The organism is Microbacterium paulum (assembly GCF_015707995.1).
GTDB classification, from domain to species: Bacteria; Actinomycetota; Actinomycetes; order Actinomycetales; family Microbacteriaceae; genus Microbacterium; species Microbacterium paulum.
Window position 1 is genome coordinate 11,874 of record NZ_JAAGRY010000039.1, and the last position, 20,530, is coordinate 32,403.

At 67.4% G+C, this 20,530-nt stretch carries 34 protein-coding genes; 33 read left to right on the forward strand and 1 reads right to left on the reverse strand.

The genetic code is table 11. The features are described from left to right. The first annotated feature begins 91 nt into the window (after positions 1 to 91). From G3N18_RS10190 to G3N18_RS10350, 33 genes are all read left to right on the forward strand, one after another. Positions 92 to 907 (forward strand): class C sortase, encoded by an 816-nt coding sequence (locus G3N18_RS10190; protein WP_196384190.1) that lies wholly within the window; start codon positions 92 to 94, stop codon positions 905 to 907. A 242-nt stretch (positions 908 to 1,149) separates the two neighbouring features. Then, positions 1,150 to 1,503 (forward strand): hypothetical protein, encoded by a 354-nt coding sequence (locus tag G3N18_RS10195; protein ID WP_196384170.1) that lies wholly within the window; start codon positions 1,150 to 1,152, stop codon positions 1,501 to 1,503. A gap of 548 nt (positions 1,504 to 2,051) precedes the next feature. Further along, positions 2,052 to 2,360, forward strand: a complete 309-nt coding sequence (gene rpsJ / locus G3N18_RS10200) for a 30S ribosomal protein S10 (protein WP_005050520.1) — start codon at positions 2,052 to 2,054, stop codon at positions 2,358 to 2,360. A 7-nt stretch (positions 2,361 to 2,367) separates the two neighbouring features. After that, complete coding sequence (rplC, locus tag G3N18_RS10205; RefSeq protein WP_196384171.1) at positions 2,368 to 3,027, forward strand: 50S ribosomal protein L3; 660 nt, start codon at positions 2,368 to 2,370, stop codon at positions 3,025 to 3,027. Between the two features lie 2 nt (positions 3,028 to 3,029). After that, positions 3,030 to 3,692 (forward strand): 50S ribosomal protein L4, encoded by a 663-nt coding sequence (gene rplD / locus G3N18_RS10210; protein WP_196384172.1) that lies wholly within the window; start codon positions 3,030 to 3,032, stop codon positions 3,690 to 3,692. Beyond that, positions 3,689 to 4,000 carry a 50S ribosomal protein L23 gene (gene rplW / locus G3N18_RS10215; protein WP_196384173.1) on the forward strand — a complete coding sequence of 104 codons (312 nt, stop codon included), beginning with the start codon at positions 3,689 to 3,691 and terminating at the stop codon, positions 3,998 to 4,000. The genes rplD and rplW overlap by 4 nt, the downstream gene beginning before the upstream one ends. Before the next feature lie 25 nt (positions 4,001 to 4,025). Then, a complete protein-coding gene (gene rplB, locus G3N18_RS10220; RefSeq protein ID WP_196384174.1) occupies positions 4,026 to 4,865 on the forward strand; it encodes a 50S ribosomal protein L2 in 840 nt (279 codons plus the stop codon). Between the two features lie 12 nt (positions 4,866 to 4,877). Then, positions 4,878 to 5,159: a 30S ribosomal protein S19 gene (rpsS, locus tag G3N18_RS10225; protein WP_017201589.1), complete on the forward strand. Its 282-nt coding sequence runs from the start codon at positions 4,878 to 4,880 to the stop codon at positions 5,157 to 5,159. 36 nt (positions 5,160 to 5,195) lie between these two features. Then, the gene (gene rplV, locus G3N18_RS10230) at positions 5,196 to 5,579 is read left to right on the forward strand and encodes a 50S ribosomal protein L22 (protein ID WP_196384175.1); all 384 of its coding nucleotides are present in this window, start codon (positions 5,196 to 5,198) and stop codon (positions 5,577 to 5,579) included. Beyond that, positions 5,579 to 6,340, forward strand: a complete 762-nt coding sequence (rpsC, locus tag G3N18_RS10235) for a 30S ribosomal protein S3 (protein WP_141380845.1) — start codon at positions 5,579 to 5,581, stop codon at positions 6,338 to 6,340. Before rplV ends, rpsC begins: the two co-directional genes overlap by 1 nt. Beyond that, the gene (rplP, locus tag G3N18_RS10240; RefSeq protein WP_018171451.1) at positions 6,340 to 6,759 is read left to right on the forward strand and encodes a 50S ribosomal protein L16; all 420 of its coding nucleotides are present in this window, start codon (positions 6,340 to 6,342) and stop codon (positions 6,757 to 6,759) included. The genes rpsC and rplP overlap by 1 nt, the downstream gene beginning before the upstream one ends. Further along, positions 6,759 to 7,076 (forward strand): 50S ribosomal protein L29, encoded by a 318-nt coding sequence (gene rpmC, locus G3N18_RS10245; RefSeq protein WP_076691644.1) that lies wholly within the window; start codon positions 6,759 to 6,761, stop codon positions 7,074 to 7,076. Before rplP ends, rpmC begins: the two co-directional genes overlap by 1 nt. Beyond that, positions 7,076 to 7,459, forward strand: a complete 384-nt coding sequence (gene rpsQ, locus G3N18_RS10250; RefSeq protein WP_206693144.1) for a 30S ribosomal protein S17 — start codon at positions 7,076 to 7,078, stop codon at positions 7,457 to 7,459. The genes rpmC and rpsQ overlap by 1 nt, the downstream gene beginning before the upstream one ends. Positions 7,460 to 7,493: 34 nt before the next feature. Next, positions 7,494 to 7,862 (forward strand): 50S ribosomal protein L14, encoded by a 369-nt coding sequence (gene rplN, locus G3N18_RS10255; RefSeq protein WP_196384176.1) that lies wholly within the window; start codon positions 7,494 to 7,496, stop codon positions 7,860 to 7,862. Between the two features lie 4 nt (positions 7,863 to 7,866). Beyond that, complete coding sequence (gene rplX, locus G3N18_RS10260) at positions 7,867 to 8,226, forward strand: 50S ribosomal protein L24 (protein WP_196384177.1); 360 nt, start codon at positions 7,867 to 7,869, stop codon at positions 8,224 to 8,226. Further along, positions 8,226 to 8,813 (forward strand): 50S ribosomal protein L5, encoded by a 588-nt coding sequence (gene rplE / locus G3N18_RS10265; protein ID WP_196384178.1) that lies wholly within the window; start codon positions 8,226 to 8,228, stop codon positions 8,811 to 8,813. Before rplX ends, rplE begins: the two co-directional genes overlap by 1 nt. A 66-nt stretch (positions 8,814 to 8,879) precedes the next feature. After that, a complete protein-coding gene (rpsH, locus tag G3N18_RS10270; RefSeq protein ID WP_141380839.1) occupies positions 8,880 to 9,278 on the forward strand; it encodes a 30S ribosomal protein S8 in 399 nt (132 codons plus the stop codon). A 6-nt stretch (positions 9,279 to 9,284) separates the two neighbouring features. Then, positions 9,285 to 9,821, forward strand: coding sequence for a 50S ribosomal protein L6 (gene rplF / locus G3N18_RS10275; protein WP_196384179.1), 537 nt, complete (start codon positions 9,285 to 9,287; stop codon positions 9,819 to 9,821). A 2-nt stretch (positions 9,822 to 9,823) separates the two neighbouring features. Next, entirely contained in the window at positions 9,824 to 10,183 is a 360-nt protein-coding gene (rplR, locus tag G3N18_RS10280) for a 50S ribosomal protein L18 (RefSeq protein WP_141380837.1), read from the forward strand. A 32-nt stretch (positions 10,184 to 10,215) separates the two neighbouring features. Further along, positions 10,216 to 10,872, forward strand: coding sequence for a 30S ribosomal protein S5 (gene rpsE, locus G3N18_RS16340; RefSeq protein WP_338038486.1), 657 nt, complete (start codon positions 10,216 to 10,218; stop codon positions 10,870 to 10,872). Further along, positions 10,872 to 11,057, forward strand: coding sequence for a 50S ribosomal protein L30 (rpmD, locus tag G3N18_RS10290; RefSeq protein WP_023954062.1), 186 nt, complete (start codon positions 10,872 to 10,874; stop codon positions 11,055 to 11,057). The genes rpsE and rpmD overlap by 1 nt, the downstream gene beginning before the upstream one ends. After that, complete coding sequence (gene rplO / locus G3N18_RS10295; RefSeq protein WP_196384181.1) at positions 11,057 to 11,626, forward strand: 50S ribosomal protein L15; 570 nt, start codon at positions 11,057 to 11,059, stop codon at positions 11,624 to 11,626. Before rpmD ends, rplO begins: the two co-directional genes overlap by 1 nt. Before the next feature lie 130 nt (positions 11,627 to 11,756). Continuing rightward, positions 11,757 to 13,085: a preprotein translocase subunit SecY gene (gene secY, locus G3N18_RS10300; protein WP_196384182.1), complete on the forward strand. Its 1,329-nt coding sequence runs from the start codon at positions 11,757 to 11,759 to the stop codon at positions 13,083 to 13,085. Beyond that, a complete protein-coding gene (locus G3N18_RS10305; protein WP_196384183.1) occupies positions 13,082 to 13,669 on the forward strand; it encodes an adenylate kinase in 588 nt (195 codons plus the stop codon). The genes secY and G3N18_RS10305 overlap by 4 nt, the downstream gene beginning before the upstream one ends. A 2-nt stretch (positions 13,670 to 13,671) precedes the next feature. Next, positions 13,672 to 14,514, forward strand: a complete 843-nt coding sequence (gene map / locus G3N18_RS10310; protein ID WP_196384184.1) for a type I methionyl aminopeptidase — start codon at positions 13,672 to 13,674, stop codon at positions 14,512 to 14,514. 115 nt (positions 14,515 to 14,629) lie between these two features. Next, on the forward strand, positions 14,630 to 15,316 hold the full coding sequence (locus G3N18_RS10315; protein ID WP_196384185.1) for a DsbA family protein: 687 nt from the start codon (positions 14,630 to 14,632) through the stop codon (positions 15,314 to 15,316). A 161-nt stretch (positions 15,317 to 15,477) separates the two neighbouring features. Further along, the gene (infA, locus tag G3N18_RS10320; protein WP_017201569.1) at positions 15,478 to 15,699 is read left to right on the forward strand and encodes a translation initiation factor IF-1; all 222 of its coding nucleotides are present in this window, start codon (positions 15,478 to 15,480) and stop codon (positions 15,697 to 15,699) included. A gap of 76 nt (positions 15,700 to 15,775) precedes the next feature. Continuing rightward, positions 15,776 to 15,892 carry a 50S ribosomal protein L36 gene (gene rpmJ / locus G3N18_RS10325; RefSeq protein ID WP_005050492.1) on the forward strand — a complete coding sequence of 39 codons (117 nt, stop codon included), beginning with the start codon at positions 15,776 to 15,778 and terminating at the stop codon, positions 15,890 to 15,892. Positions 15,893 to 16,058: 166 nt separating this feature from the next. Further along, entirely contained in the window at positions 16,059 to 16,433 is a 375-nt protein-coding gene (gene rpsM / locus G3N18_RS10330; RefSeq protein WP_196384186.1) for a 30S ribosomal protein S13, read from the forward strand. A gap of 31 nt (positions 16,434 to 16,464) precedes the next feature. Beyond that, entirely contained in the window at positions 16,465 to 16,863 is a 399-nt protein-coding gene (gene rpsK, locus G3N18_RS10335) for a 30S ribosomal protein S11 (RefSeq protein WP_141380968.1), read from the forward strand. 118 nt (positions 16,864 to 16,981) lie between these two features. Then, positions 16,982 to 17,971, forward strand: a complete 990-nt coding sequence (locus tag G3N18_RS10340; RefSeq protein ID WP_196384187.1) for a DNA-directed RNA polymerase subunit alpha — start codon at positions 16,982 to 16,984, stop codon at positions 17,969 to 17,971. A 47-nt stretch (positions 17,972 to 18,018) separates the two neighbouring features. Continuing rightward, complete coding sequence (gene rplQ / locus G3N18_RS10345; RefSeq protein ID WP_196384188.1) at positions 18,019 to 18,591, forward strand: 50S ribosomal protein L17; 573 nt, start codon at positions 18,019 to 18,021, stop codon at positions 18,589 to 18,591. Between the two features lie 110 nt (positions 18,592 to 18,701). After that, positions 18,702 to 19,772: a GNAT family N-acetyltransferase gene (locus G3N18_RS10350; RefSeq protein ID WP_196384189.1), complete on the forward strand. Its 1,071-nt coding sequence runs from the start codon at positions 18,702 to 18,704 to the stop codon at positions 19,770 to 19,772. A gap of 100 nt (positions 19,773 to 19,872) precedes the next feature. Here the strand turns inward: G3N18_RS10350 and G3N18_RS10355 are convergent. After that, positions 19,873 to 20,530, reverse strand: a 658-nt coding sequence (locus tag G3N18_RS10355) for an SGNH/GDSL hydrolase family protein (RefSeq protein ID WP_476703408.1), incomplete at its 5' end; no start/stop codon positions are given.

Sequence of the window (20,530 nt, forward strand, 5' to 3'; positions counted from 1 at the left end):
GACTCGACGCGCACGTAGACGCGCACGTCGACGCCCGACGCGGCGCCGCGGCGCGCGCATCGCGACGAGCATCCTGCTGCAGGTGCTCGCGATGGTCGGCATCGGGCTGCTCGTCTATCCCGATGCAGCCGATTGGTTCGCGCGCCGCGCGCATAACTCCGAGATCTCCGGCTACGTCGATGAGGTTCAGAAGGCGCCGACAGGTGAGCGCAAGGCGCTGCTCGATGCCGCCTACGACTACAACGCGAAGCTCGAACCTGGACCGCTATCCGACCCCTTCCTGGTGCCGAGCACCACGGAGGAGAAGCAGAGCGACGTTTATCGCTCCTACGAACAACTGCTGTCCATCAGCGGATCGGATTCCATCGGGACCCTCAACTACCCGGCGATCGATGTGACCCTGCCGATCTACCACGGCACAACCGACGAGACCCTCGAGAGGGGGGTGGGTCATCTTTACGGCAGTTCGTTGCCCGTGGGGGGACCGACGACGCACTCCGTCTTGACGTCGCATTCGGGACTGCCACAGGCGAAGCTGTTCACCTCGCTGTTGCAGGCCAAAGTCGGCGATACATTCTGGATCAGCGTCCTCGGCGAGCAGCACTACTATCGTGTCGAGAGCACGCAGACGGTCCTCCCGAGCGACACCCAGTCGCTCGCGCTTGTGCCGGGGCAAGACCTCGTCACGCTCATCACCTGCACTCCGATCGGCGTCAACAGCCATCGGTTCATGGTTCACGCTGTCCGACTGCCCGACGAGCCCGTCGACGCCCAGACAGTCATCCCTGGCGACGGCCTGGATGCGGGCTTCCCCTGGTGGGCCGTGTGGTTCGTCGGAGGCTCAGCGCTTGTGGCCCTCGTCCTCTTCGCGCCGCCGCGGCGGCGTGGGCCGATATCTCGCGGCTGACTCCGACGCCACCTCGACCGATCCGCCGGAACTCTTTCTTCTTGACGGGTGTGTGAGCGCGGTTCCACGTTCAAGCCCGCGCAACCGGCCGAGGGGACTGTGGGGGTAGCCTCACCGACACGCCGGCCGCGCCCCCTACAGCGGCGTGCGCCGGGTGGAGCATTACCGGCCCCGCCACGCGCCACGACGGCGACGCCTTCACGACGGCGACACCGCGTGGAACGTTCAGCTACCCACTCGACGTGAATATCGTGAGCGGCGACAGCGCCCCCGACGGCGTCGTGGTGACCGCCGCGATCCCGACCTCGATCAAGGTGAGCGACATCACCTCGGCGGGCAAGGGTGACGACAGCGTCTTCCCGACCAGGAAGTCGTGCGCGATCACGGGCCAGAACGCCGGGGGCGTCGGTGGCAACTTCACCTGCGAGCTGTTCGGACCGCTCCAGGTGGCGGGAAAGCCCGTTGATGCGGCATCGGTCATCACGCTGAGCGCCAGGGTGAGCACCGCGGCGGTCGCGGGACCCACCACCAACACGGCGGCCGTGAACGACTACACCTTCGGGGACCCCGTCCGACACCTGCCGCGACCTAGATGACGCGGTCATCCTGGTCTCGCTCCTGCCGCCCAACGGCGGCACAGCGCCGGTGTGGATCCTCTGGCCGGCTGTCGGGGCGGTCCTGGCCGGCACCGGCGCGTTGCTGACCACCATCCGACGGCGCCGCGCGGCGGGCACGCGCTGAGCGTGCACACTCGGGAGGGATGAGCTGCCCCCAAGGTCCGTCCCTCCCTTCTCGCCGCCCGTCGCGAGGGTCCGGCGATGGCGCGACACGCCCGGGTTTGCGACACGCCCGGGCGACACGTAGACTAGACAGGTTCCACATTCCTGCGCCGCTTCGGCGTGAGCGGGATCACTGCCAGGGCAGTGCATAGATCGGCCGGGGTTCCAGCGACTGCGGCGAGAGTCTAGGCCGCGGGCAGCAGAACACCACAATCCACCACCTTCGCGAAAGCGGATGTCGCGCGTGCGCGACGCGGTGGGCTTGACATCAGAACAGTGGTGCGCCTCGAAAGAGTAGTGCCCGGCGCCACAAGCGCCCCGTGCGTCCAATGCCCGAGAGGTATGACGCGGAGAGTGAGAAGACAATGGCGGGACAGAAAATCCGCATTCGCCTGAAGTCGTATGACCACGAGGTCATCGACACGTCGGCGCGCAAGATCGTCGACACCGTGACCCGTGCGGGCGCGACCGTCGTCGGCCCCGTGCCGCTTCCGACCGAGAAGAACGTCGTGTGCGTCATCCGGTCGCCCCACAAGTACAAGGACAGCCGCGAGCACTTCGAGATGCGCACCCACAAGCGCCTCATCGACATCATCGACCCGACGCCCAAGGCCGTCGACTCGCTGATGCGTCTCGACCTCCCGGCCGACGTCAACATCGAGATCAAGCTCTGAGGTCGCCATGTCTGACATCAACTCCAAGGTTTCCAAGGGTCTGCTGGGCACCAAGCTCGGTATGACGCAGGTCTGGGACGAGAACGGCAAGCTCGTTCCCGTCACCGTCATCGAGGTCGCGCCCAACGTCGTGACCCAGGTGCGCACACCCGAGCGCGACGGCTACAACGCCGTGCAGATCGCTTACGGCCAGATCGACCCCCGCAAGGTCAACAAGCCCCAGACGGCCCACTTCGAGGCCGCCGGGGTCACCCCTCGCCGCCACCTCACCGAGGTGCGCACGGCGGATGCCTCCGACTACTCACTCGGTCAGGAGCTCACCGTCGACGCCACCTTCGAGGCGGGCCAGCTGGTCGACGTCGTCGGCACCAGCAAGGGCAAGGGCACCGCGGGTGTCATGAAGCGCCACAACTTCAAGGGCGTCTCCGCTTCGCACGGTTCGCACCGCAACCACCGCAAGCCCGGCTCGATCGGCGCCTCGTCGACCCCCAGCCGCGTCTTCAAGGGCATGCGCATGGCCGGCCGTATGGGTGGCGAGCGCGTGACCGTCCTCAACCTCACGGTGCACGCCGTCGACGCCGAGAAGGGCCTGCTGCTCGTCAAGGGCGCCGTCCCCGGTGCTCGTGGCCGCATCGTCTACGTCCGCAACGCAGTGAAGGGTGCCTGATCATGGCTGACTCGACTCTCGCGCTTGACGTGCGCAGTGCCGACGGCAAGAAGGCCGGCTCCGTAGAGCTGCCCGCCGCGATCTTCGACGTCAAGACGAACATCCCCCTCATCCACCAGGTCGTCGTGGCGCAGCTCGCCGCGGCGCGCCAGGGCACCCACTCGACCAAGCGTCGCGGTGAGGTCTCGGGCGCCGGCCGCAAGCCCTTCAAGCAGAAGGGCACGGGTAACGCCCGTCAGGGCTCGATCCGCGCGCCGCACATGACCGGTGGTGGCATCGTCCACGGCCCGAAGCCGCGCGACTACTCGCAGCGCACCCCCAAGAAGATGATCGCCGCCGCCCTGCTGGGCGCGCTCAGCGACCGCGCCCGCGGGGGCCGTCTGCACGTCGTCGACTCGTTCGGCATCGAGGGCGCCCCGTCCACGAAGGCCGCCGCGGCGGTTCTCACGCAGCTCGCCCCGACCAAGAACGTCATGGTCGTCATCGAGCGCGGTGACGAGCTCACCCTCAAGAGCATCCGCAACCTCGGCTACGTCCACGTGCTCGAGGTCGGCCAGCTCAACGCTTACGACGTGCTCGTCTCCGACGACATCGTCTTCACCAAGGCCGCCTACGACGCGTTCGTCGCTGCGAAGGCCGGCGCCACCGAGGAGGTCTCGGCATGACCACTGCGAACGTCTCCCTGAACAAGGACCCGCGCGAGATCATCCTGAAGCCGGTGGTTTCGGAGAAGAGCTACGGCCTGATCGACGAGGGCAAGTACACCTTCCTGGTGGACCCCCGCGCGTCGAAGACCGAGATCAAGCTCGCCATCGAGAAGATCTTCGGCGTCAAGGTCGCCGCGGTCAACACGCTCAACCGCGCGGGCAAGGCCCGTCGCACCCGCTTCGGCACCGGCAAGCGCAAGGACACCAAGCGCGCCATCGTCACGCTGAAGTCGGGCACCATCGACATCTTCACGGCCGTCGGCTGACAGCTGGGATAGAGGACTACACACCATGGCTATTCGCAAGTACAAGCCCACGACCCCGGGTCGCCGCGGTTCGTCGGTGGCCGACTTCGCCGAGATCACCCGGTCGACGCCTGAGAAGTCGCTGCTGCGCCCGCTGTCCAAGACCGGTGGTCGCAACAACCAGGGCCGCATCACGACCCGTCACATCGGTGGTGGCCACAAGCGCCAGTACCGTGTCATCGACTTCCGTCGCAACGACAAAGACGGTGTCGACGCCAAGGTCGCTCACATCGAGTACGACCCCAACCGCACCGCGCGCATCGCGCTGCTGCACTACGCCGACGGCGAGAAGCGCTACATCCTCGCCCCGGCGAAGCTGCAGCAGGGGGACGTCGTCGAGTCGGGCGCGTCGGCTGACATCAAGCCGGGCAACAACCTGCCGCTGAAGAACATCCCCACCGGTACGGTCATCCACGCCATCGAGCTCCGCCCCGGCGGCGGCGCGAAGATGGCGCGTTCGGCGGGCGCCTCGGTGCGCCTCGTCGCCAAGGACGGCCCCTACGCTCAGCTGCGTCTGCCCTCGGGCGAGATCCGCAACGTCGATGCGCGCTGCCGCGCGACCATCGGCGAGGTCGGCAACGCCGAGCAGTCGAACATCAACTGGGGCAAGGCCGGCCGCATGCGCTGGAAGGGCGTCCGCCCGACCGTGCGTGGTGTCGCCATGAACCCGGTCGACCACCCGCACGGTGGTGGTGAGGGCAAGACCTCCGGTGGTCGTCACCCCGTCACTCCCTGGGGCCAGGCTGAGGGTCGCACCCGCCACCCCAACAAGGAGAGCGACAAGTACATCGTCCGCCGTCGCAACGCCGGCAAGAAGCGCAAGTAGGAGTAGAGGAAGATGCCTCGCAGCCTTAAGAAGGGTCCCTTCGTCGACGAGCACCTGCTTCGCAAGGTGGTCGTGCAGAACGAAGCCGGTACCAAGAACGTCATCAAGACCTGGTCGCGCCGCTCGATGATCATCCCCGCCATGCTGGGACACACCATCGCCGTGCACGACGGACGCAAGCACATCCCCGTGTTCGTGTCCGAGACCATGGTCGGCCACAAGCTGGGCGAGTTCGCGCCCACCCGCACCTTCCGCGGCCACGAGAAGGACGACAAGAAGGGTCGCCGCCGCTAACGCGGGGCGCCTCAGAGAGGACAGAGGAGGAGACAAATGGTGGATTCCATCGCACGCGTCAAGCACATCCGCGTGACCCCTCAGAAGGCTCGTCGTGTCGTCGCGCTCATCAAGGGCAAGCAGGCTCAGGAGGCCCTGGCCATCCTGAAGTTCGCGCCGCAGGCCGCCAGTGAGCCCGTCTACAAGCTCGTGGAGTCGGCGATCGCCAACGCCCGAGTGAAGGCGGACAAGGACGGCGAGTACCTGGACGAGCAGGATCTGTACGTGGCGAACGCCTACGTCGACGAGGGCACGACGCTCAAGCGTTTCCGCCCCCGCGCCCAGGGCCGCGCCTTCCAGATCAAGAAGCGCACGAGCCACATCACGATCCAGCTCGCGACCCCCGAGGTCGCCGAGACCAACAAGAAGGCGAGCAAGTAATGGGACAGAAGGTCAACCCGTACGGCTTCCGCCTCGGGATCACCACCGACCACGTGTCGCGTTGGTTCTCCGACTCGACGAAGCCGGGTCAGCGCTACGCCGACTACGTGGCCGAAGACATCAAGATCCGCAAGCTCCTCCAGACGCAGCTCGACCGCGCCGGCGTGAGCGGGATCGAGATCGAGCGCACGCGTGACCGTGTGCGTGTCGACATCCACACCGCCCGCCCGGGCATCGTGATCGGTCGCCGCGGCGCCGAGGCCGAGCGCATCCGCGCCGACCTCGAGAAGCTCACCGGCAAGCAGATCCAGCTGAACATCCTCGAGGTGAAGAACCCCGAGGCCGACGCTCAGCTGGTCGCGCAGGGCATCGCCGAGCAGCTCTCCGCACGTGTGGCCTTCCGCCGCGCGATGCGCAAGGGTCTGCAGGGCGCTCAGCGTGCCGGTGCCAAGGGCATCCGCATCCAGGTCTCGGGCCGCCTCGGCGGCGCTGAGATGAGCCGGTCGGAGTTCTACCGCGACGGTCGTGTGCCCCTGCACACGCTGCGCGCGAACATCGACTACGGCTTCTACGAGGCCAAGACCACCTTCGGCCGCATCGGCGTGAAGGTCTGGATCTACAAGGGCGACCTCACCAACAAGGAGCTCGCGCGCGAGCAGGCGAACGCGCCGAAGGCGCCCCGTGGTCGCGATGACCGTGGTGGCGACCGTCGCCGCGGCCCCCGCAACGACGCACCCGTCGCAGAAGGAGCATCGGCATAATGCTTATCCCCCGCAAGGTCAAGTACCGCAAGCAGCACCACCCCGGCCGTTCCGGCCAGGCGACCGGCGGCACGAAGGTCTCCTTCGGTGAGTTCGGCATCCAGGCGCTCACCCCCGCGTATGTGACGAACCGTCAGATCGAGTCCGCTCGTATCGCGATGACGCGTCACATCAAGCGTGGCGGCAAGGTGTGGATCAACATCTACCCCGACCGTCCGCTCACCAAGAAGCCTGCCGAAACCCGCATGGGTTCGGGTAAGGGTTCGCCGGAGTGGTGGGTCGCCAACGTCAAGCCCGGTCGCGTCCTCTTCGAGGTCGCGGGCGTGAACGAGGAGCTCGCCCGCGAGGCCCTCACCCGGGCAATCCACAAGCTGCCGCTGAAGGCACGCATCATCAAGCGCGAGGAGGGCGACGCGTAATGGCCGTCGGAACCAAGACGCTCGCACCGAGCGAGCTCGACACCTTCGAGGACCAGCGCCTCGTCGAGGAGCTGCGCAAGGCCAAGGAAGAGCTGTTCAACCTGCGCTTCCAGTCGGCCACCGGCCAGCTCGAGAGCCACGGCCGCATCCGTGCGGTCAAGCGCGACATCGCGCGGCTCTACACCGTGATCCGTGAGCGCGAGCTCGGCATCCGTGCCACGCCCGCGCCCGTCGAGGTCGCGCCCAAGGCGAAGAAGAAGGCGACGAAGAAGGCGGATGCCGCTGACGACGCCGCCGCGAAGGAAGAGGCCGAGTGATGGCTGACACGACCGAGAAGAAGGCGCCTGCCAAGAAGCCGGCCGCCAAGAAGACCGCCGAGGCTGTCGTCGAGGCTCCCGTGGCCGCCGAGGGGCACGAGCACGCTGCGCACGACGTGCGCGATGCGGATGCCCGTGGCTACCGCAAGGCCCGTCGCGGCTACGTGACCAGCGACAAGATGGACAAGACGATCGTCGTCGAGGTCGAGGACCGCGTGAAGCACCCCCTCTACGGCAAGGTCATCCGTCGCACGTCGAAGGTCAAGGCCCACGACGAGCTGAACGCCGCCGGTATCGGCGACCTCGTGCTCATCAACGAGACCCGTCCGCTCAGCGCCACCAAGCGCTGGCGTCTGGTCGAGATCCTCGAGAAGGCCAAGTAAGGCCTCGGCCTTCTTGGAACCCAAGGAGTAACAAGTGATTCAGACAGAGTCCCGCCTCAAGGTCGCCGACAACACCGGCGCCAAGGAGCTGCTCACGATCCGCGTGCTCGGTGGCTCGAACCGCCGCTACGCGGGCCTGGGCGACATCATCGTGGCGACCGTCAAGGACGCGATCCCGGGCGGAAACGTCAAGAAGGGCGATGTGGTCAAGGCCGTCATCGTCCGCACCGTCAAGCAGACCCGTCGTGCCGACGGGTCCTACATCAAGTTCGACGAGAACGCCGCCGTCATCCTGAAGAGCGACGGGGAGCCCCGCGGCACCCGTATCTTCGGACCGGTCGGTCGCGAGCTTCGTGACAAGAAGTTCATGAAGATCGTCTCGCTCGCTCCGGAGGTGATCTGACCGCATGGCCAAGATCAAGAAGGGTGACCTGGTTCAGGTCATCACTGGCAAGAAGCAGGACAAGGGCGGCGACCGCGGCAAGCAGGGCAAGGTGCTCGACATCCTCGTCGCGCAGAACCGTGTCATCGTCGAGGGCGTCAACTACGTCACCAAGCACACCCGCGTGGGCCAGTCCCAGCGGGGCACCAAGACGGGCGGCATCGAGACGATGGAAGCCCCGATCCACATCTCCAACGTCGCCCTCGTCGACCCTTCGACCAAGAAGCCGACCCGTGTCGGTCACCGCGTCGAAGAGCAGACGAAGGACGGCGTGAAGCGCACCGTCCGCGTGCGCTACGCGAAGAAGAGCGGTAAGGACCTCTGATGAGCACCACCACTGCCCTCGAGACTGGCAAAATCCAGCCTCGTCTGAAGGCCAAGTACAACGCCGAGATCAAGAAGGCGCTGCGGGACGAGTTCGGCTACGAGAACGTCATGCAGATCCCCGGGATCGTCAAGGTCGTCGTCAACACCGGTGTCGGTGAAGCGGCGCGCGACTCGAAGGTGATCGATGGTGCGGTCGACGACCTCACCAAGATCACCGGCCAGAAGCCGATCGTGACGAAGGCCCGCAAGTCGATCGCGCAGTTCAAGCTGCGCGAGGGTCAGGCCATCGGCGCGCACGTCACCCTCCGGGGCGACCGCGCGTGGGAGTTCCTCGACCGTCTCGTCACGCTCGCGCTGCCCCGCATCCGCGACTTCCGCGGCCTGTCGCCCAAGCAGTTCGACGGCAACGGCAACTACACGTTCGGTCTGCAGGAGCAGTCGGTCTTCCACGAGATCAACCAGGACAAGATCGACCGCGTCCGCGGCTTCGACATCACGGTCGTCACGACCGCGAAGACCGATGACGAAGGCCGTTCGCTGCTTCGCCAGATCGGGTTCCCGTTCCAGGCCGAAGACGCCAAGTAAGACCCATCAAGAAGGTCGGGTGTCGCGTAACGGCATCCGAAACCACGTGAACGAAGGAAACAACACATGACGATGACAGACCCGGTCGCAGACATGCTGACCCGTCTGCGCAACGCGAATTCGGCGCACCACGACTCCGTGTCGCTGCCGAGCTCCAAGCTCAAGACCAACATCGCCGAGATCCTCAAGCAGGAGGGCTACATCTCCTCCTGGGAGGTCTCGGATGCCCGCGTCGGCCAGACCCTGACGCTCACGCTGAAGTACGGCCCGAACCGCGAGCGGTCGATCGCCGGCATCAAGCGCGTCTCGAAGCCGGGTCTGCGTGTCTACGCACGCTCGACCGAGATCCCCACGGTCCTCGGTGGCCTGGGTGTCGCGATCCTTTCCACCTCCTCCGGTCTTCTCACCGACCGTCAGGCCGAGCAGAAGGGCGTGGGTGGGGAAGTCCTCGCCTACGTGTGGTGATCTGACATGTCGCGTATCGGACGTCTTCCCATCGACATCCCCGCCGGCGTCACCGTTTCGGTGGACGGGCAGGATGTCGCCGTCAAGGGCCCCAAGGGCGAGCTCGCGCTCTCCGTGGCCAAGCCCATCGAGGTCAAGGTCGAGGAGGGCCAGGTTCTGGTCTCCCGCCCTGACGACGAGCGCGAGTCGCGGTCGCTTCACGGCCTGACCCGCACGCTCATCCACAACAACATCATCGGCGTCACCGAGGGCTACACCAAGGGCCTCGAGGTCGTCGGCACCGGTTACCGCGTCGCGCAGAAGGGCGCTGCGGTCGAGTTCGCACTCGGCTTCTCGCACCCCGTGCTGGTCGAGCCCCCGGCCGGCATCACGCTGACTGTCGAGGGCAACAACAAGCTCACCGTCTCGGGCATCTCCAAGCAGGCGGTCGGCGAGGCGGCTGCGAACATCCGCAAGATCCGCAAGCCCGAGCCGTACAAGGGCAAGGGTGTGCGGTACGCCGGCGAGGTCGTCCGCCGCAAGGCCGGAAAGGCTGGTAAGTAATCATGGCTGTGAAGTCGAAGTCCGACGCGCGTTCGCGTCGTCACGCCCGCCTTCGCAAGAAGATCGTGGGCACAGAGGCGCGTCCGCGCCTGGTCGTCACCCGTTCGGCCCGCCACGTGTTCGTGCAGCTCGTGGACGACAGCAAGGGTCACACCGTGGCCTCGGCATCCACCCTCGAGAACGACCTGCGTGCGTTCGACGGTGACAAGACCGCCAAGGCCCGCAAGGTCGGCGAGCTGGTCGCCGAGCGTGCGAAGGCGGCCGGCGTCGAAGACGTCGTGTTCGACCGTGGTGGCAACCGCTACGCGGGACGTGTCGCCGCGATCGCCGAGGGCGCCCGCGAGGGAGGTCTGAACCTGTGAGTGACGCAACTACTCAGAATGTGGAGAACGACGTGACCGCAGAGGCCACTGAGCAGACGGTCGCCGCCGAGGCGCCCGTCGAGCGCGAGCGCGAGCCGCGCCGCGGAGGCCGCGAGCGCAGCCAGACGCGTGACCGTGGTGGCCGTGACGCCGACAAGAGCCAGTTCCTGGAGCGCGTCGTCACGATCAACCGCGTGTCGAAGGTCGTCAAGGGCGGTCGCCGTTTCAGCTTCACGGCGCTCGTCGTCGTGGGTGACGGCAACGGTCTCGTGGGCGTCGGCTACGGCAAGGCGCGTGAGGTCCCCCTCGCCATCTCGAAGGGTGTCGAAGAGGCCAAGCGCAACTTCTTCCGCGTGCCGCGTGCCGGCTCGACCATCCCCCACCCCGTCCAGGGTGAGGCCGCCGCCGGTGTGGTGCTGCTGCGCCCCGCCGCCGCCGGTACCGGTGTTATCGCCGGTGGTCCCGTCCGCGCCGTGCTCGAGTGCGCCGGCATCCACGACGTGCTCTCGAAGTCGCTCGGCTCGTCGAACACGATCAACATCGTGCACGCGACTGTCGAGGCACTCAAGAGCCTCGAGGAGCCCCGTGCGGTCGCCGCCCGTCGAGGTCTCGACTTCGACCAGGTGGCCCCCGCGCGTCTGATCCGGGCCGAGGCTGACGCCGCGGCCGCAGCGAAGGCAGGTGTCTGATGGCCGCGCGCCTGAAGGTGACCCAGGTCAAGTCCAAGGTGAGCGAGAAGCAGAACCAGCGTGACACGCTGCGTTCGCTCGGTCTGAAGCGGATCGGCGACTCGGTCGTCCGTCCCGACGACGCGCAGACGCGCGGTTACGTCAAGACCGTCGCGCACCTCGTGAAGGTTGAGGAGATCGACTGATGGCCGAGAAGGCTGAGAAGGCGACCGAAGAGGTCGTCGAGAAGAAGAGCACGGCTGCCAAGAAGCCGGCCGCCGCGAAGAAGGCGCCTGCGAAGGCTGCACCGAAGAAGAAGGATGCCGAGGTCTCGCGCCCCGGTGTGTTGAAGGTGCACCACCTGCGTCCGGTTCCCGGTGCCAACACCGCCAAGACCCGCGTGGGTCGTGGTGAGGGCTCGAAGGGTAAGACCTCGGGCCGTGGCACCAAGGGCACCAAGGCCCGTTACCAGGTCAAGGTGGGCTTCGAGGGTGGGCAGATGCCCCTGCACATGCGTACGCCGAAGCTGCGCGGGTTCAAGAACCCGTTCCGCGTCGAGTACCAGGTGGTCAACCTCGACAAGCTCGCCGAGCTGTACCCCGCCGGTGGCGACGTCACCGTGAGCGACCTCGTCGCGAAGGGCGCCGTCCGCAAGAACGAGAAGGTCAAGGTGCTCGGCACCGGCGACATCTCGGTCGCGCTGACCGTGTCGGTCGACAAGGTGTCGGGTTCGGCAAGCCAGAAGATCGTCGCCGCGGGCGGCGAGATCAAGTAAGTCCACGGCAGGGGCCGGCAGACCACTCGATTCGTTCGAGGAACGGCTGCCGGCCCCTGTTGCCGTACTCTGGGAGACGGTGTGTGCGGTTTCGGCCGCGGCATCCGTCCGACCACTGGAGGAAATCCCTTTGTTCAGCGCCATCGCGCGGGTCTTCCGCACTCCGGATCTCCGCCGGAAGATCTTCTTCACTCTGGCGATCATCGCCATCTATCGCCTCGGTGCGCACGTTCCGACGCCGTTCGTGAACTACCCGAACGTGCAGAGCTGTCTGCGTGAGACCGGCTCGGCCAGCGAAGGCCTGCTGTCTCTCGTGAACCTGTTCTCGGGCGGCGCCCTGCTGCAGCTGTCGATCTTCGCGCTCGGCGTCATGCCGTACATCACCGCGACGATCATCGTGCAGCTGCTGCGCGTCGTGATCCCGCACTTCGAGACGCTGTACAAAGAGGGCCAGGCCGGTCAGGCCAAGCTCACGCAGTACACGCGCTACCTCACGATCGCGCTGGCGCTGCTGCAGTCGACGACCCTCGTCACGGTGGCGCGCTCGGGTCAGCTGTTCGGCACGACCTCGATCGCGTCGTGCAACAGCCTGCTGACCAACGACGCCTGGTGGGCGCAGCTGCTGATGATCATCACGCTGACCGCCGGCACGGGCCTCATCATGTGGTTCGCCGAGCTCGTCACCGAGCGCGGCGTCGGCAACGGCATGTCGATCCTCATCTTCACCTCGATCGCGGCCAGCTTCCCGGTGGCCATGTGGTCGATCGCGCAGTCGCGCGGCTTCGAGGTGTTCCTGCTCGTGCTCGCGGTCGGCATCGTCGTGATGGGCCTCGTCGTGTTCGTCGAGCAGTCGCAGCGGCGCATCCCGGTGCAGTACGCCAAGCGCATGGTGGGTCGTCGCACGCTCGGCGGCACCAACACCTACATCCCGATCAAGGTCAATATGGCCGGCGTGGTGCCCGTCATCTTCGCCTCGTCGCTGCTGTACATCCCGGCGCTCATCGCGCAGTTCAATCAGACGCCCGATGCCAACGGCAACATCCCCGGCTGGGTGACGTGGATCCAGTCGTACCTCACCAAGGGCGACCACCCGCTGTACATGCTGCTGTACTTCCTGCTGATCGTCGGGTTCACCTACTTCTACGTCGCGATCACGTTCAACCCGGTCGAGGTCGCCGACAACATGAAGAAGTACGGCGGCTTCATCCCCGGCATCCGTGCCGGTCGCCCGACCGCCGAGTACCTCGACTACGTGCTCACGCGCATCACGCTGCCCGGTGCCATCTATCTGGGTCTGATCGCGCTCCTCCCGCTCATCGCCCTCGCGACGGTGAGTGCCAACCAGAACTTCCCGTTCGGCGGCGCCTCGATCCTCATCATCGTGGGTGTCGGTCTCGAGACGGTGAAGCAGATCGACGCGCAGCTGCAGCAGCGCCACTACGAAGGGCTTCTGCGATGACGCCTCCGCGCCTGCTGATCATCGGACCGCAGGGCTCGGGCAAGGGCACGCAGGGCCAGCGCATCGCCGAGACCTTCCGGATCCCGGCGGTATCGACTGGCGACGTGTTCCGCCAGAACGTCAAAGAGGGCACGCCGCTGGGGCTTCAGGTGAAGGCGATCATCGACGCCGGTGACCTGGTGCCCGACGAGCTGACCGGCGCGATCGTGCGCGACCGGCTGTCGCAGGACGACGCCGCGGCCGGGTTCCTGCTCGACGGCTACCCGCGCAACCTCGGCCAGGTCGGCGACCTCGACGCGTTCCTGGACGAGCGCGACGAGCCGCTCACCGGCGTGATCGAGCTGTCGGTGCCGCGCGACGAGTCGATCCGCCGCATCGCGCAGCGCGCCGCCGAGCAGGGCCGGGCCGACGACAACGACGAGTCCATCGCCAAGCGCCTCGCGATCTACGAGTCCGAGACGGCGCCCATCCTCGACGTGTACCGCGAGCGCGGCGTCGCCTTCGAAATCGACGGCATCGGAACCCTCGACGAGGTCTTCGAGCGCATCATCACGGCTCTCGCCGAGCGCGGCATCGTCGCCTGATCGTGGCCTTCCGCCGCTCGCTCTACAAGACGCCCGCTCAGCTGCGGGCGATGGTCGAGCCCGGGCTCATCACCGCCGAAGCACTCGATGCGGTGCGCGCGCTGATCGCGCCGGGCGTCACGACGGGCGAGCTGGATGCCGCGGCATCCGCCGTCATCACCGGGCGCGGGGCCGAATCGAACTTCCAGCTCGTGCGCGGCTACCGGCACACGACGTGCGTGTCGGTGAACGACCAGGTCGTGCACGGCATCCCCGGGTCGCGTGTGCTCGAGCCGGGCGACATCGTCTCGATCGACGCCGGTGCGCAGCTGCGCGGCTGGAATGGCGACTCGGCGATCACGATCGTGGTGCCCGGGGGAGACCCGGTGCGCACCGCAGCCCGCGAACGGCTGTCGGAAGTGACCCGCGGGTCGCTCTGGGCCGGGATCGCGGCCCTGGCATCCGCCCGTCGCGTGGGCGAGATCGGTGACGCGGTGCAGGGTTACATCGAGCGCGCCGCGGCCTCCGACGGCGGCGAGTACGGCATTCTGCGCGACTACGTCGGTCACGGCATCGGCCGCAAGATGCACGAGGGTCCGACGGTATTCAACTACCGCGTCGACGACCTCGGTCCCGAGGTGCGGCCGGGGCTCTGCCTCGCGATCGAGCCGATGGTGACGTCGGGGTCGGATGAGACGTTCGTCGAAGACGACGACTGGACCGTCACCACGGTCGACGGCTCGGACGGCTCGCACTGGGAGCACTCGGTCGCCGTGCACGAGAGCGGGATCTGGGTGCTCACCGCCGCCGACGGCGGCGCCGCCGACCTCGCCCCCTACGGCGTGACCCCGACCCCCATCGCCTGACCTGCGCCTGCCCTGCGCCGCGGGGAGGAGGGGGTTCTCGGGGAATGCATAGGGCTTCATGGGGGAAGATGGACGGTGGCGCGGCGGAGGCCGCGGACGAGAGAGGCACGGGGACATGGCGAAAGCAGCAGCGGGCAAAACCAACTGGTTCGCGATCTGGGTGAGTGTGGCGGTCGTCGTCGTGGTCGCTCTGGTGGTCGCGCTGGTCGTGTGGATGAACAACGCCGCGACCGACCCCGGCACCCCGCCGAGCGGCTCGGGCATCAACCAAGAGACCGGCGCCGTCGTCGTCGGCAGCGGCTCGCAGACCCTCGACACCTACATCGACTTCATGTGCCCGATCTGCAACCAGTTCGAAGAGACCTACGGCGACGAGATCCTCGACCTGGTCAACGACGGCACCATCACGCTCAACATCCACCCGATCGCGATCCTCGATCGCTACTCGCAGGGCACCGCGTTCTCCACGCGCGCCGCGAACGCGATGTACTGCGTCGCCGAGGCCGACCCCGACGCGGCCGTCCCCTTCATGCAGGCGATGTACGCCAAGCAGCCCGAAGAGAACTCCACCGGCCTCACCGACGACGAGATCATCGCGATCGCGAAGAGCGTCGGCGTCGAGAGCGTCGACACCTGCATCACCGACGGCACCTACAAGAAGTTCGTCGCCTCGATGACCGAGAAGACCCCGGTCGCGCCGGGTGCGAGCGGCATCGGCACCCCGACCGTCGCCGTCAACGGCGAGGTCATCTCGAACTCGACGATCCCCGCGAAGGGTCAGTTCAAGACACTGTTCCAGTAAACGGAACGGATGCCTGAAGGGCCGCGCCGGGCGCAGTTTGCCGGGAGGCGGCATATCACCTACACTGGATCTTTGGTGCCTTGCGCCTTCATTGGCGTGTCGCAGCACCGAACAATCCCATCCACCGCAGACCGACCGGTCTGCCGAGCGTGAGCGAGCGTATGGCGAAGAAAGACGGAGTCATCGAGATCGAGGGTGTGATCTCCGAGGCGCTGCCCAACGCGATGTTCCGCGTTGAGCTGAGCAACGGGCACAAAGTCCTCGCGACGATTTCCGGCAAGATGCGGCAGAACTACATCCGCATCATCCCCGAGGACCGTGTCGTCGTGGAGCTCTCGCCCTACGACCTCACCCGCGGGCGCATCGTCTACCGCTACCGCTAGACCGGTTGAGAAGTAACACCCGCGGCATCCTTTCGGGGAAGCCCGTGCGGGTGAAGACAGCGAGCAAGGAAACATCATGAAGGTCAACCCGTCCGTCAAGCCCATCTGCGACCACTGCAAGGTCATCCGTCGTCACGGTCGCGTCATGGTCATCTGCAAGTCGAACCCGCGTCACAAGCAGCGCCAGGGCTGACGGTGAGCGGATGCCTCGGCATCCGCCCCGCAGAACGTACAACTCCACACATATACAGGCAGGTTCAGAACCCTCCTCGACACGCTCGAGGCCGGGGGGACACCCCGGGGCGGAGGCCCGGGCACCGATCCTGCTCCACACCTCCACTCACTCCTAGGAGAACCGCATGGCACGTCTTGCCGGCGTTGACATCCCGCGCGACAAGCGCGTGGTGATCGCCCTCACCTACATCTACGGCGTCGGCCGTACCCGTTCGGTCGAGATCCTGAAGGCCACCGAGATCGACGAGTCGATCCGCGTCAAGGACCTCACCGACGACCAGCTGGTCGCCCTGCGCGACTACATCGAAGGCAACTACAAGGTGGAAGGTGACCTGCGCCGCGAGGTCGCCGCCGACATCCGCCGCAAGGTCGAGATCGGCTCGTACGAGGGCATCCGCCACCGTCGTGGCCTGCCTGTGCGCGGTCAGCGCACGAAGACCAACGCGCGTACCCGCAAGGGCCCCAAGCGCACCGTCGCCGGCAAGAAGAAGGCGCGCTAAGGCGCCGCCCAGGGTTTAGGAGAACACGCACATGGCACAGGCCAAGACCGCTGCGCGCAAGCCGCGCCGCAAAGAGAAGAAGAACATCGCGCTGGGCCACGCCCACATCAAGTCGACGTTCAACAACACGATCGTCTCGATCACCGACCCCTCGGGCGCTGTGATCAGCTGGGCGTCGTCGGGTGGCGTGGGCTTCAAGGGCTCGCGCAAGTCGACGCCGTACGCCGCCGGCATGGCCGCCGAGTCGGCCGCCCGCCAGGCGCAGGAGCACGGCGTGAAGAAGGTCGACGTCTTCGTGAAGGGTCCGGGTTCGGGCCGCGAGACCGCGATCCGTTCGCTGACCGCCGCGGGCCTCGAGGTCGGATCGATCTCCGACGTCACCCCGCAGGCGCATAACGGCTGCCGCCCCCCGAAGCGTCGCCGCGTCTGATCTTTCGACGATGGATGCCACGGCTCACGTGGCATCCATCGTGTCGACTTTCCACAACTCAACACCTCTTGCAATCGCACGTGTCATATAGCGGGCACGTGACGGAAAGGAACACATAGTGCTCATCGCACAGCGTCCCACTCTGACCGAGGAGAAGATCGGCGAATTCCGCAGCCGGTTCGTGATCGAGCCGCTCGAGCCCGGTTTCGGTTACACCATCGGCAACGCGCTGCGTCGCAGCCTGCTCTCCTCGATCCCCGGGGCTGCGGTCACCAGCATCCGCATCGACGGCGTGCTGCACGAGTTCAGCACCATCCCGGGCGTGAAAGAGGATGTCACCGAGATCATCCTCAACATCAAGCAGCTCGTGGTCTCGTCGGAGCGCGACGAGCCCATCACGGCGTACCTGCGCAAGACCGGCGCGGGTGAGGTCACAGCGGCTGACATCTCGGCGCCCGCCGGCGTCGAGGTGCACAACCCCGAGCTCGTCATCGCGACGCTCAACGACTCGGCTCGCTTCGAGCTCGAGCTGACGATCGAGCGTGGCCGTGGCTACGTCTCGGCGACGCAGAACCGCAACGAGTACGCCGAGGCCGGTCAGATTCCGATCGACTCGATCTACTCGCCCGTGCTGAAGGTGTCGTACCGCGTCGACGCGACGCGTGCCGGTGAGCGCACCGACTTCGACAAGCTCGTGCTCGACGTCGAGGCCAAGCCCTCGATCACGCCGCGCGACGCCGTCGCGTCGGCCGGTCGCACCCTGACGGAGCTCTTCGGCCTGGCCCGTGAGCTCAACGTCGAGGCCGAGGGCATCGAGATCGGCCCCGCGCCGGTCGCCGAGGTCGTCTCGGGCGAGCTGTCGATGCCGATCGAAGACCTCGATCTGTCGGTGCGTTCGTACAACTGCCTCAAGCGCGAGGGCATCAACACGGTGCACGAGCTCGTCGCCCTGTCGGAGACGCAGCTGATGAACATCCGCAACTTCGGTCAGAAGTCGGTCGACGAGGTGCGCGACAAGCTCATCTCGCTCGGCCTGTCGCTGAAGGATTCCGTGCCCGGCTTCGACGGCGCGCACTTCTACGGCGGCTACGACGACGAGACCATCTGATCGGCGCCCGACCGGTCTGCTGACATTTTCCTTCTGGAGTAACTGATATGCCCAAGCCCACCAAGGGTCCCCGCCTCGGAGGCGGCCCCGCCCACGAGCGCCTGCTGCTCGCCAACCTCGCCGCCGCGCTGTACACGCACGGTGCGATCACGACGACCGAGACCAAGGCCAAGCGCCTGCGTCCGCTCGCCGAGCGTCTCATCACCTTCGCCAAGCGCGGCGACCTGCACGCCCGTCGCCGGGTGCTGTCGGTCATCGGCGACAAAGAGGTCGTTCACGTCCTCTTCGCCGAGATCGCGCCGCAGGTGGCCGACCGTGAGGGCGGCTACACGCGCATCACCAAGATCGGCAACCGCAAGGGCGACAACGCCCCCATGGCCCGCATCGAGCTCGTGCTCGAGCCGGTGAACCCGAAGCCGAAGTCGGCGAAGAAGTCGGCTGCCGCCGCTCCCGCCGCCGAGGCTCCGGTCGAAGAGGTCGCCGTCGAGGAGACCCCCGCCGAGATCGAGATCGAAGAGGCCGTCGCCGCCGACGCAGCCGAGGCCGGCGCCGAGTCGCAGGCCGAGGGCGAGGCGGCCGAGGCCGCTGCGGCCGACGCCGTCGAGGAGAAGTCCGCGTAAGCAGTTCGCTCACGTGCATGAGGCCCGCACCCTTCTCGGGGTGCGGGCCTTCTGCGTGCGCGCCGTTCGCGCGCCGGCCGCGCGTCGCAGGCCCCGGTTAGGGTGAAGACGTGACCGAGAAGAGCCTGCTCGACCGGATCGAGACCCTGCGCGCCGCGGCCCCCGCGCAGCTGCCGCCGCACCCCGCTGTGGCGCAGTGGCGCGCCCCGACAGAGGCCGACATCGATGGCATCCATGCCGTCGCGGCCGCCGCTGATGCGGTCGACCACCCGAACTGGCTCACGGCGCGCGAAGAGATCGCCGACACGTTCGACCTGCCGCACATCGACCATGCCCGAGATACGCGGGTCGCGGTGGATGCCGAGGGCACGATCATCGCGTTCGGCTCGGCCTTTCTGCACCCGGCGCGCGTGGGTGCGTTGGCCGTGAACCTGGGCGGCGCGGTGCACCCCTCGTGGCGGCGGCAGGGTATCGGCACGGCGTTGCTCGCCTGGCAGCGGGCCCGCGGGCTGGAGCAGCTGGCCGAGGCCGCGGCCGAGGTGACGGGGGAGTGGACGGCCGACCTCAAGACCTACGCCGAAGAAGGGAACCTCGACGCACGCGCGGTCGCGGAGCGCGCGGGGTTCGCGCCCGAGCGGTGGTTCACGACGATGGAACGCGACATGCGCGTGCCCGTGCCGGTCGTGCCGGCCAGGGCCGATCCCGATGATGCTGCACGCGGCGCGGTCAGGGTGGTGCCGTATACGCACGATCGCGACGACGAGGTGCGCCTGGCCCGCAACGACGCGTTCCGCGACCACTGGGGCAGCCAGCCCTCGCAGCCGGAGACGTGGGCAAAGTTCGTGGGCGGTCCGTTCTTCCGCGCCGACCTCTCTCGCCTCGCGCTCGATGGCGACGGTGCGGTGGTGGGGTTCTGCCTGGCATCCGTCAACGAAGACGACTGGGTGACGATGGGGGCCTCGAGCGCGTACATCGAGCTCATCGGGGTGGTGCGCGCGCACCGCGGGCGGCGGGTGGCTCCCGCCGTGATCACCGGTACCCTGGCGGCGATCGCGGCGGCAGGCCTCGAGCGTGCGGTGCTCGACGTCGACACGGCGAGCCCGACGGGCGCGAACACGCTCTACGAAGGCCTCGACTTTCACGCGACCGAGCGGTCGGTCGCGCTCGTCGAGCGGGTCTGACGCGGGACTGACGCGCGTCTATCGGAGCAGGCCGCGCCCGTCGCTCAGCGCCCGTCGCTCAGCGCCCGTCGCTCAGCGCCCGTCGCTCAGCGCCCGTCGCTCAGCGCCCGTGGCGGAGCGACTGCGCGAGCGCCCACTGCACGACCCCGACCCGGTAGGCGACGTCGGCCGGGCGGTTCTCGAGGGCATCGACGGCGCCCGCGACCGTGTCGGCGTAGATCGCCCCGCCGGTCGAGCCCGGGTGGATCTGGTCGCCCGCGAGCAGATCGGACTTCGGCGCGATGGCCCGCGACCAGTCGGCGATCGCGACGCGCGGGTGGCTCGCTGCGAACGCGGTGAGCTCGGTGTTGACGCCCGCGATCCAGTCGCGCGGGGCATAGGCGTTCACGAGAACCAGGCAGCGGTGCGGGCCCATCGCGTCGTAGACGGTCTTCAGATCGTCGTCGTCGACGGGACCGTTCGTGCCGAGGCCGACGACGACGTAGTCGCGCAGCGCGCCCTGTGCGGCGAGGGCCTCGACGATCTCGCCGCCCTGCCACATCGAGCGCGACACGGCCGCGTCGATCTGAATGCCGGGTCGCTCGTCGAGCAGGCCCTCTGCCGAGGCGAGCATGACCGAATCGCCGACCGCCGTGATGCGGTCGCCGGGGACCGTCGTACGCGTGGGCGGCCGGGGCCGGCCGTCGGGGTCGTGCGAGGGCGCGGTGGCGCCCGGAGCGCCCGTCGCACCGAGCGCGGGCGGAAGCGTGCCGTCGGCG

Coding starts and splice junctions, on each gene's coding strand:
- rpmC (WP_076691644.1), top strand. CDS start 6,759: ATGGCCGTCGGAACCAAGACGCTCGCACCGAGCGAGCTCGACACCTTC.
- G3N18_RS10305 (WP_196384183.1), top strand. CDS start 13,082: ATGACGCCTCCGCGCCTGCTGATCATCGGACCGCAGGGCTCGGGCAAG.
- rpsM (WP_196384186.1), top strand. CDS start 16,059: ATGGCACGTCTTGCCGGCGTTGACATCCCGCGCGACAAGCGCGTGGTG.
- rplO (WP_196384181.1), top strand. CDS start 11,057: ATGGCCGAGAAGGCTGAGAAGGCGACCGAAGAGGTCGTCGAGAAGAAG.
- rplP (WP_018171451.1), top strand. CDS start 6,340: ATGCTTATCCCCCGCAAGGTCAAGTACCGCAAGCAGCACCACCCCGGC.
- rpsQ (WP_206693144.1), top strand. CDS start 7,076: ATGGCTGACACGACCGAGAAGAAGGCGCCTGCCAAGAAGCCGGCCGCC.
- rplE (WP_196384178.1), top strand. CDS start 8,226: ATGAGCACCACCACTGCCCTCGAGACTGGCAAAATCCAGCCTCGTCTG.
- rplF (WP_196384179.1), top strand. CDS start 9,285: ATGTCGCGTATCGGACGTCTTCCCATCGACATCCCCGCCGGCGTCACC.
- rplQ (WP_196384188.1), top strand. CDS start 18,019: ATGCCCAAGCCCACCAAGGGTCCCCGCCTCGGAGGCGGCCCCGCCCAC.
- rpmJ (WP_005050492.1), top strand. CDS start 15,776: ATGAAGGTCAACCCGTCCGTCAAGCCCATCTGCGACCACTGCAAGGTC.
- rplX (WP_196384177.1), top strand. CDS start 7,867: ATGGCCAAGATCAAGAAGGGTGACCTGGTTCAGGTCATCACTGGCAAG.
- rplR (WP_141380837.1), top strand. CDS start 9,824: ATGGCTGTGAAGTCGAAGTCCGACGCGCGTTCGCGTCGTCACGCCCGC.
- rpsJ (WP_005050520.1), top strand. CDS start 2,052: ATGGCGGGACAGAAAATCCGCATTCGCCTGAAGTCGTATGACCACGAG.
- rplC (WP_196384171.1), top strand. CDS start 2,368: ATGTCTGACATCAACTCCAAGGTTTCCAAGGGTCTGCTGGGCACCAAG.
- infA (WP_017201569.1), top strand. CDS start 15,478: ATGGCGAAGAAAGACGGAGTCATCGAGATCGAGGGTGTGATCTCCGAG.
- rpsC (WP_141380845.1), top strand. CDS start 5,579: ATGGGACAGAAGGTCAACCCGTACGGCTTCCGCCTCGGGATCACCACC.
- rpmD (WP_023954062.1), top strand. CDS start 10,872: ATGGCCGCGCGCCTGAAGGTGACCCAGGTCAAGTCCAAGGTGAGCGAG.
- rplV (WP_196384175.1), top strand. CDS start 5,196: ATGGTGGATTCCATCGCACGCGTCAAGCACATCCGCGTGACCCCTCAG.
- rplB (WP_196384174.1), top strand. CDS start 4,026: ATGGCTATTCGCAAGTACAAGCCCACGACCCCGGGTCGCCGCGGTTCG.
- G3N18_RS10315 (WP_196384185.1), top strand. CDS start 14,630: ATGGCGAAAGCAGCAGCGGGCAAAACCAACTGGTTCGCGATCTGGGTG.
- rpsK (WP_141380968.1), top strand. CDS start 16,465: ATGGCACAGGCCAAGACCGCTGCGCGCAAGCCGCGCCGCAAAGAGAAG.
- rpsS (WP_017201589.1), top strand. CDS start 4,878: ATGCCTCGCAGCCTTAAGAAGGGTCCCTTCGTCGACGAGCACCTGCTT.
- G3N18_RS10190 (WP_196384190.1), top strand. CDS start 92: ATGGTCGGCATCGGGCTGCTCGTCTATCCCGATGCAGCCGATTGGTTC.
- rpsH (WP_141380839.1), top strand. CDS start 8,880: ATGACGATGACAGACCCGGTCGCAGACATGCTGACCCGTCTGCGCAAC.
- rplW (WP_196384173.1), top strand. CDS start 3,689: ATGACCACTGCGAACGTCTCCCTGAACAAGGACCCGCGCGAGATCATC.
- rplD (WP_196384172.1), top strand. CDS start 3,030: ATGGCTGACTCGACTCTCGCGCTTGACGTGCGCAGTGCCGACGGCAAG.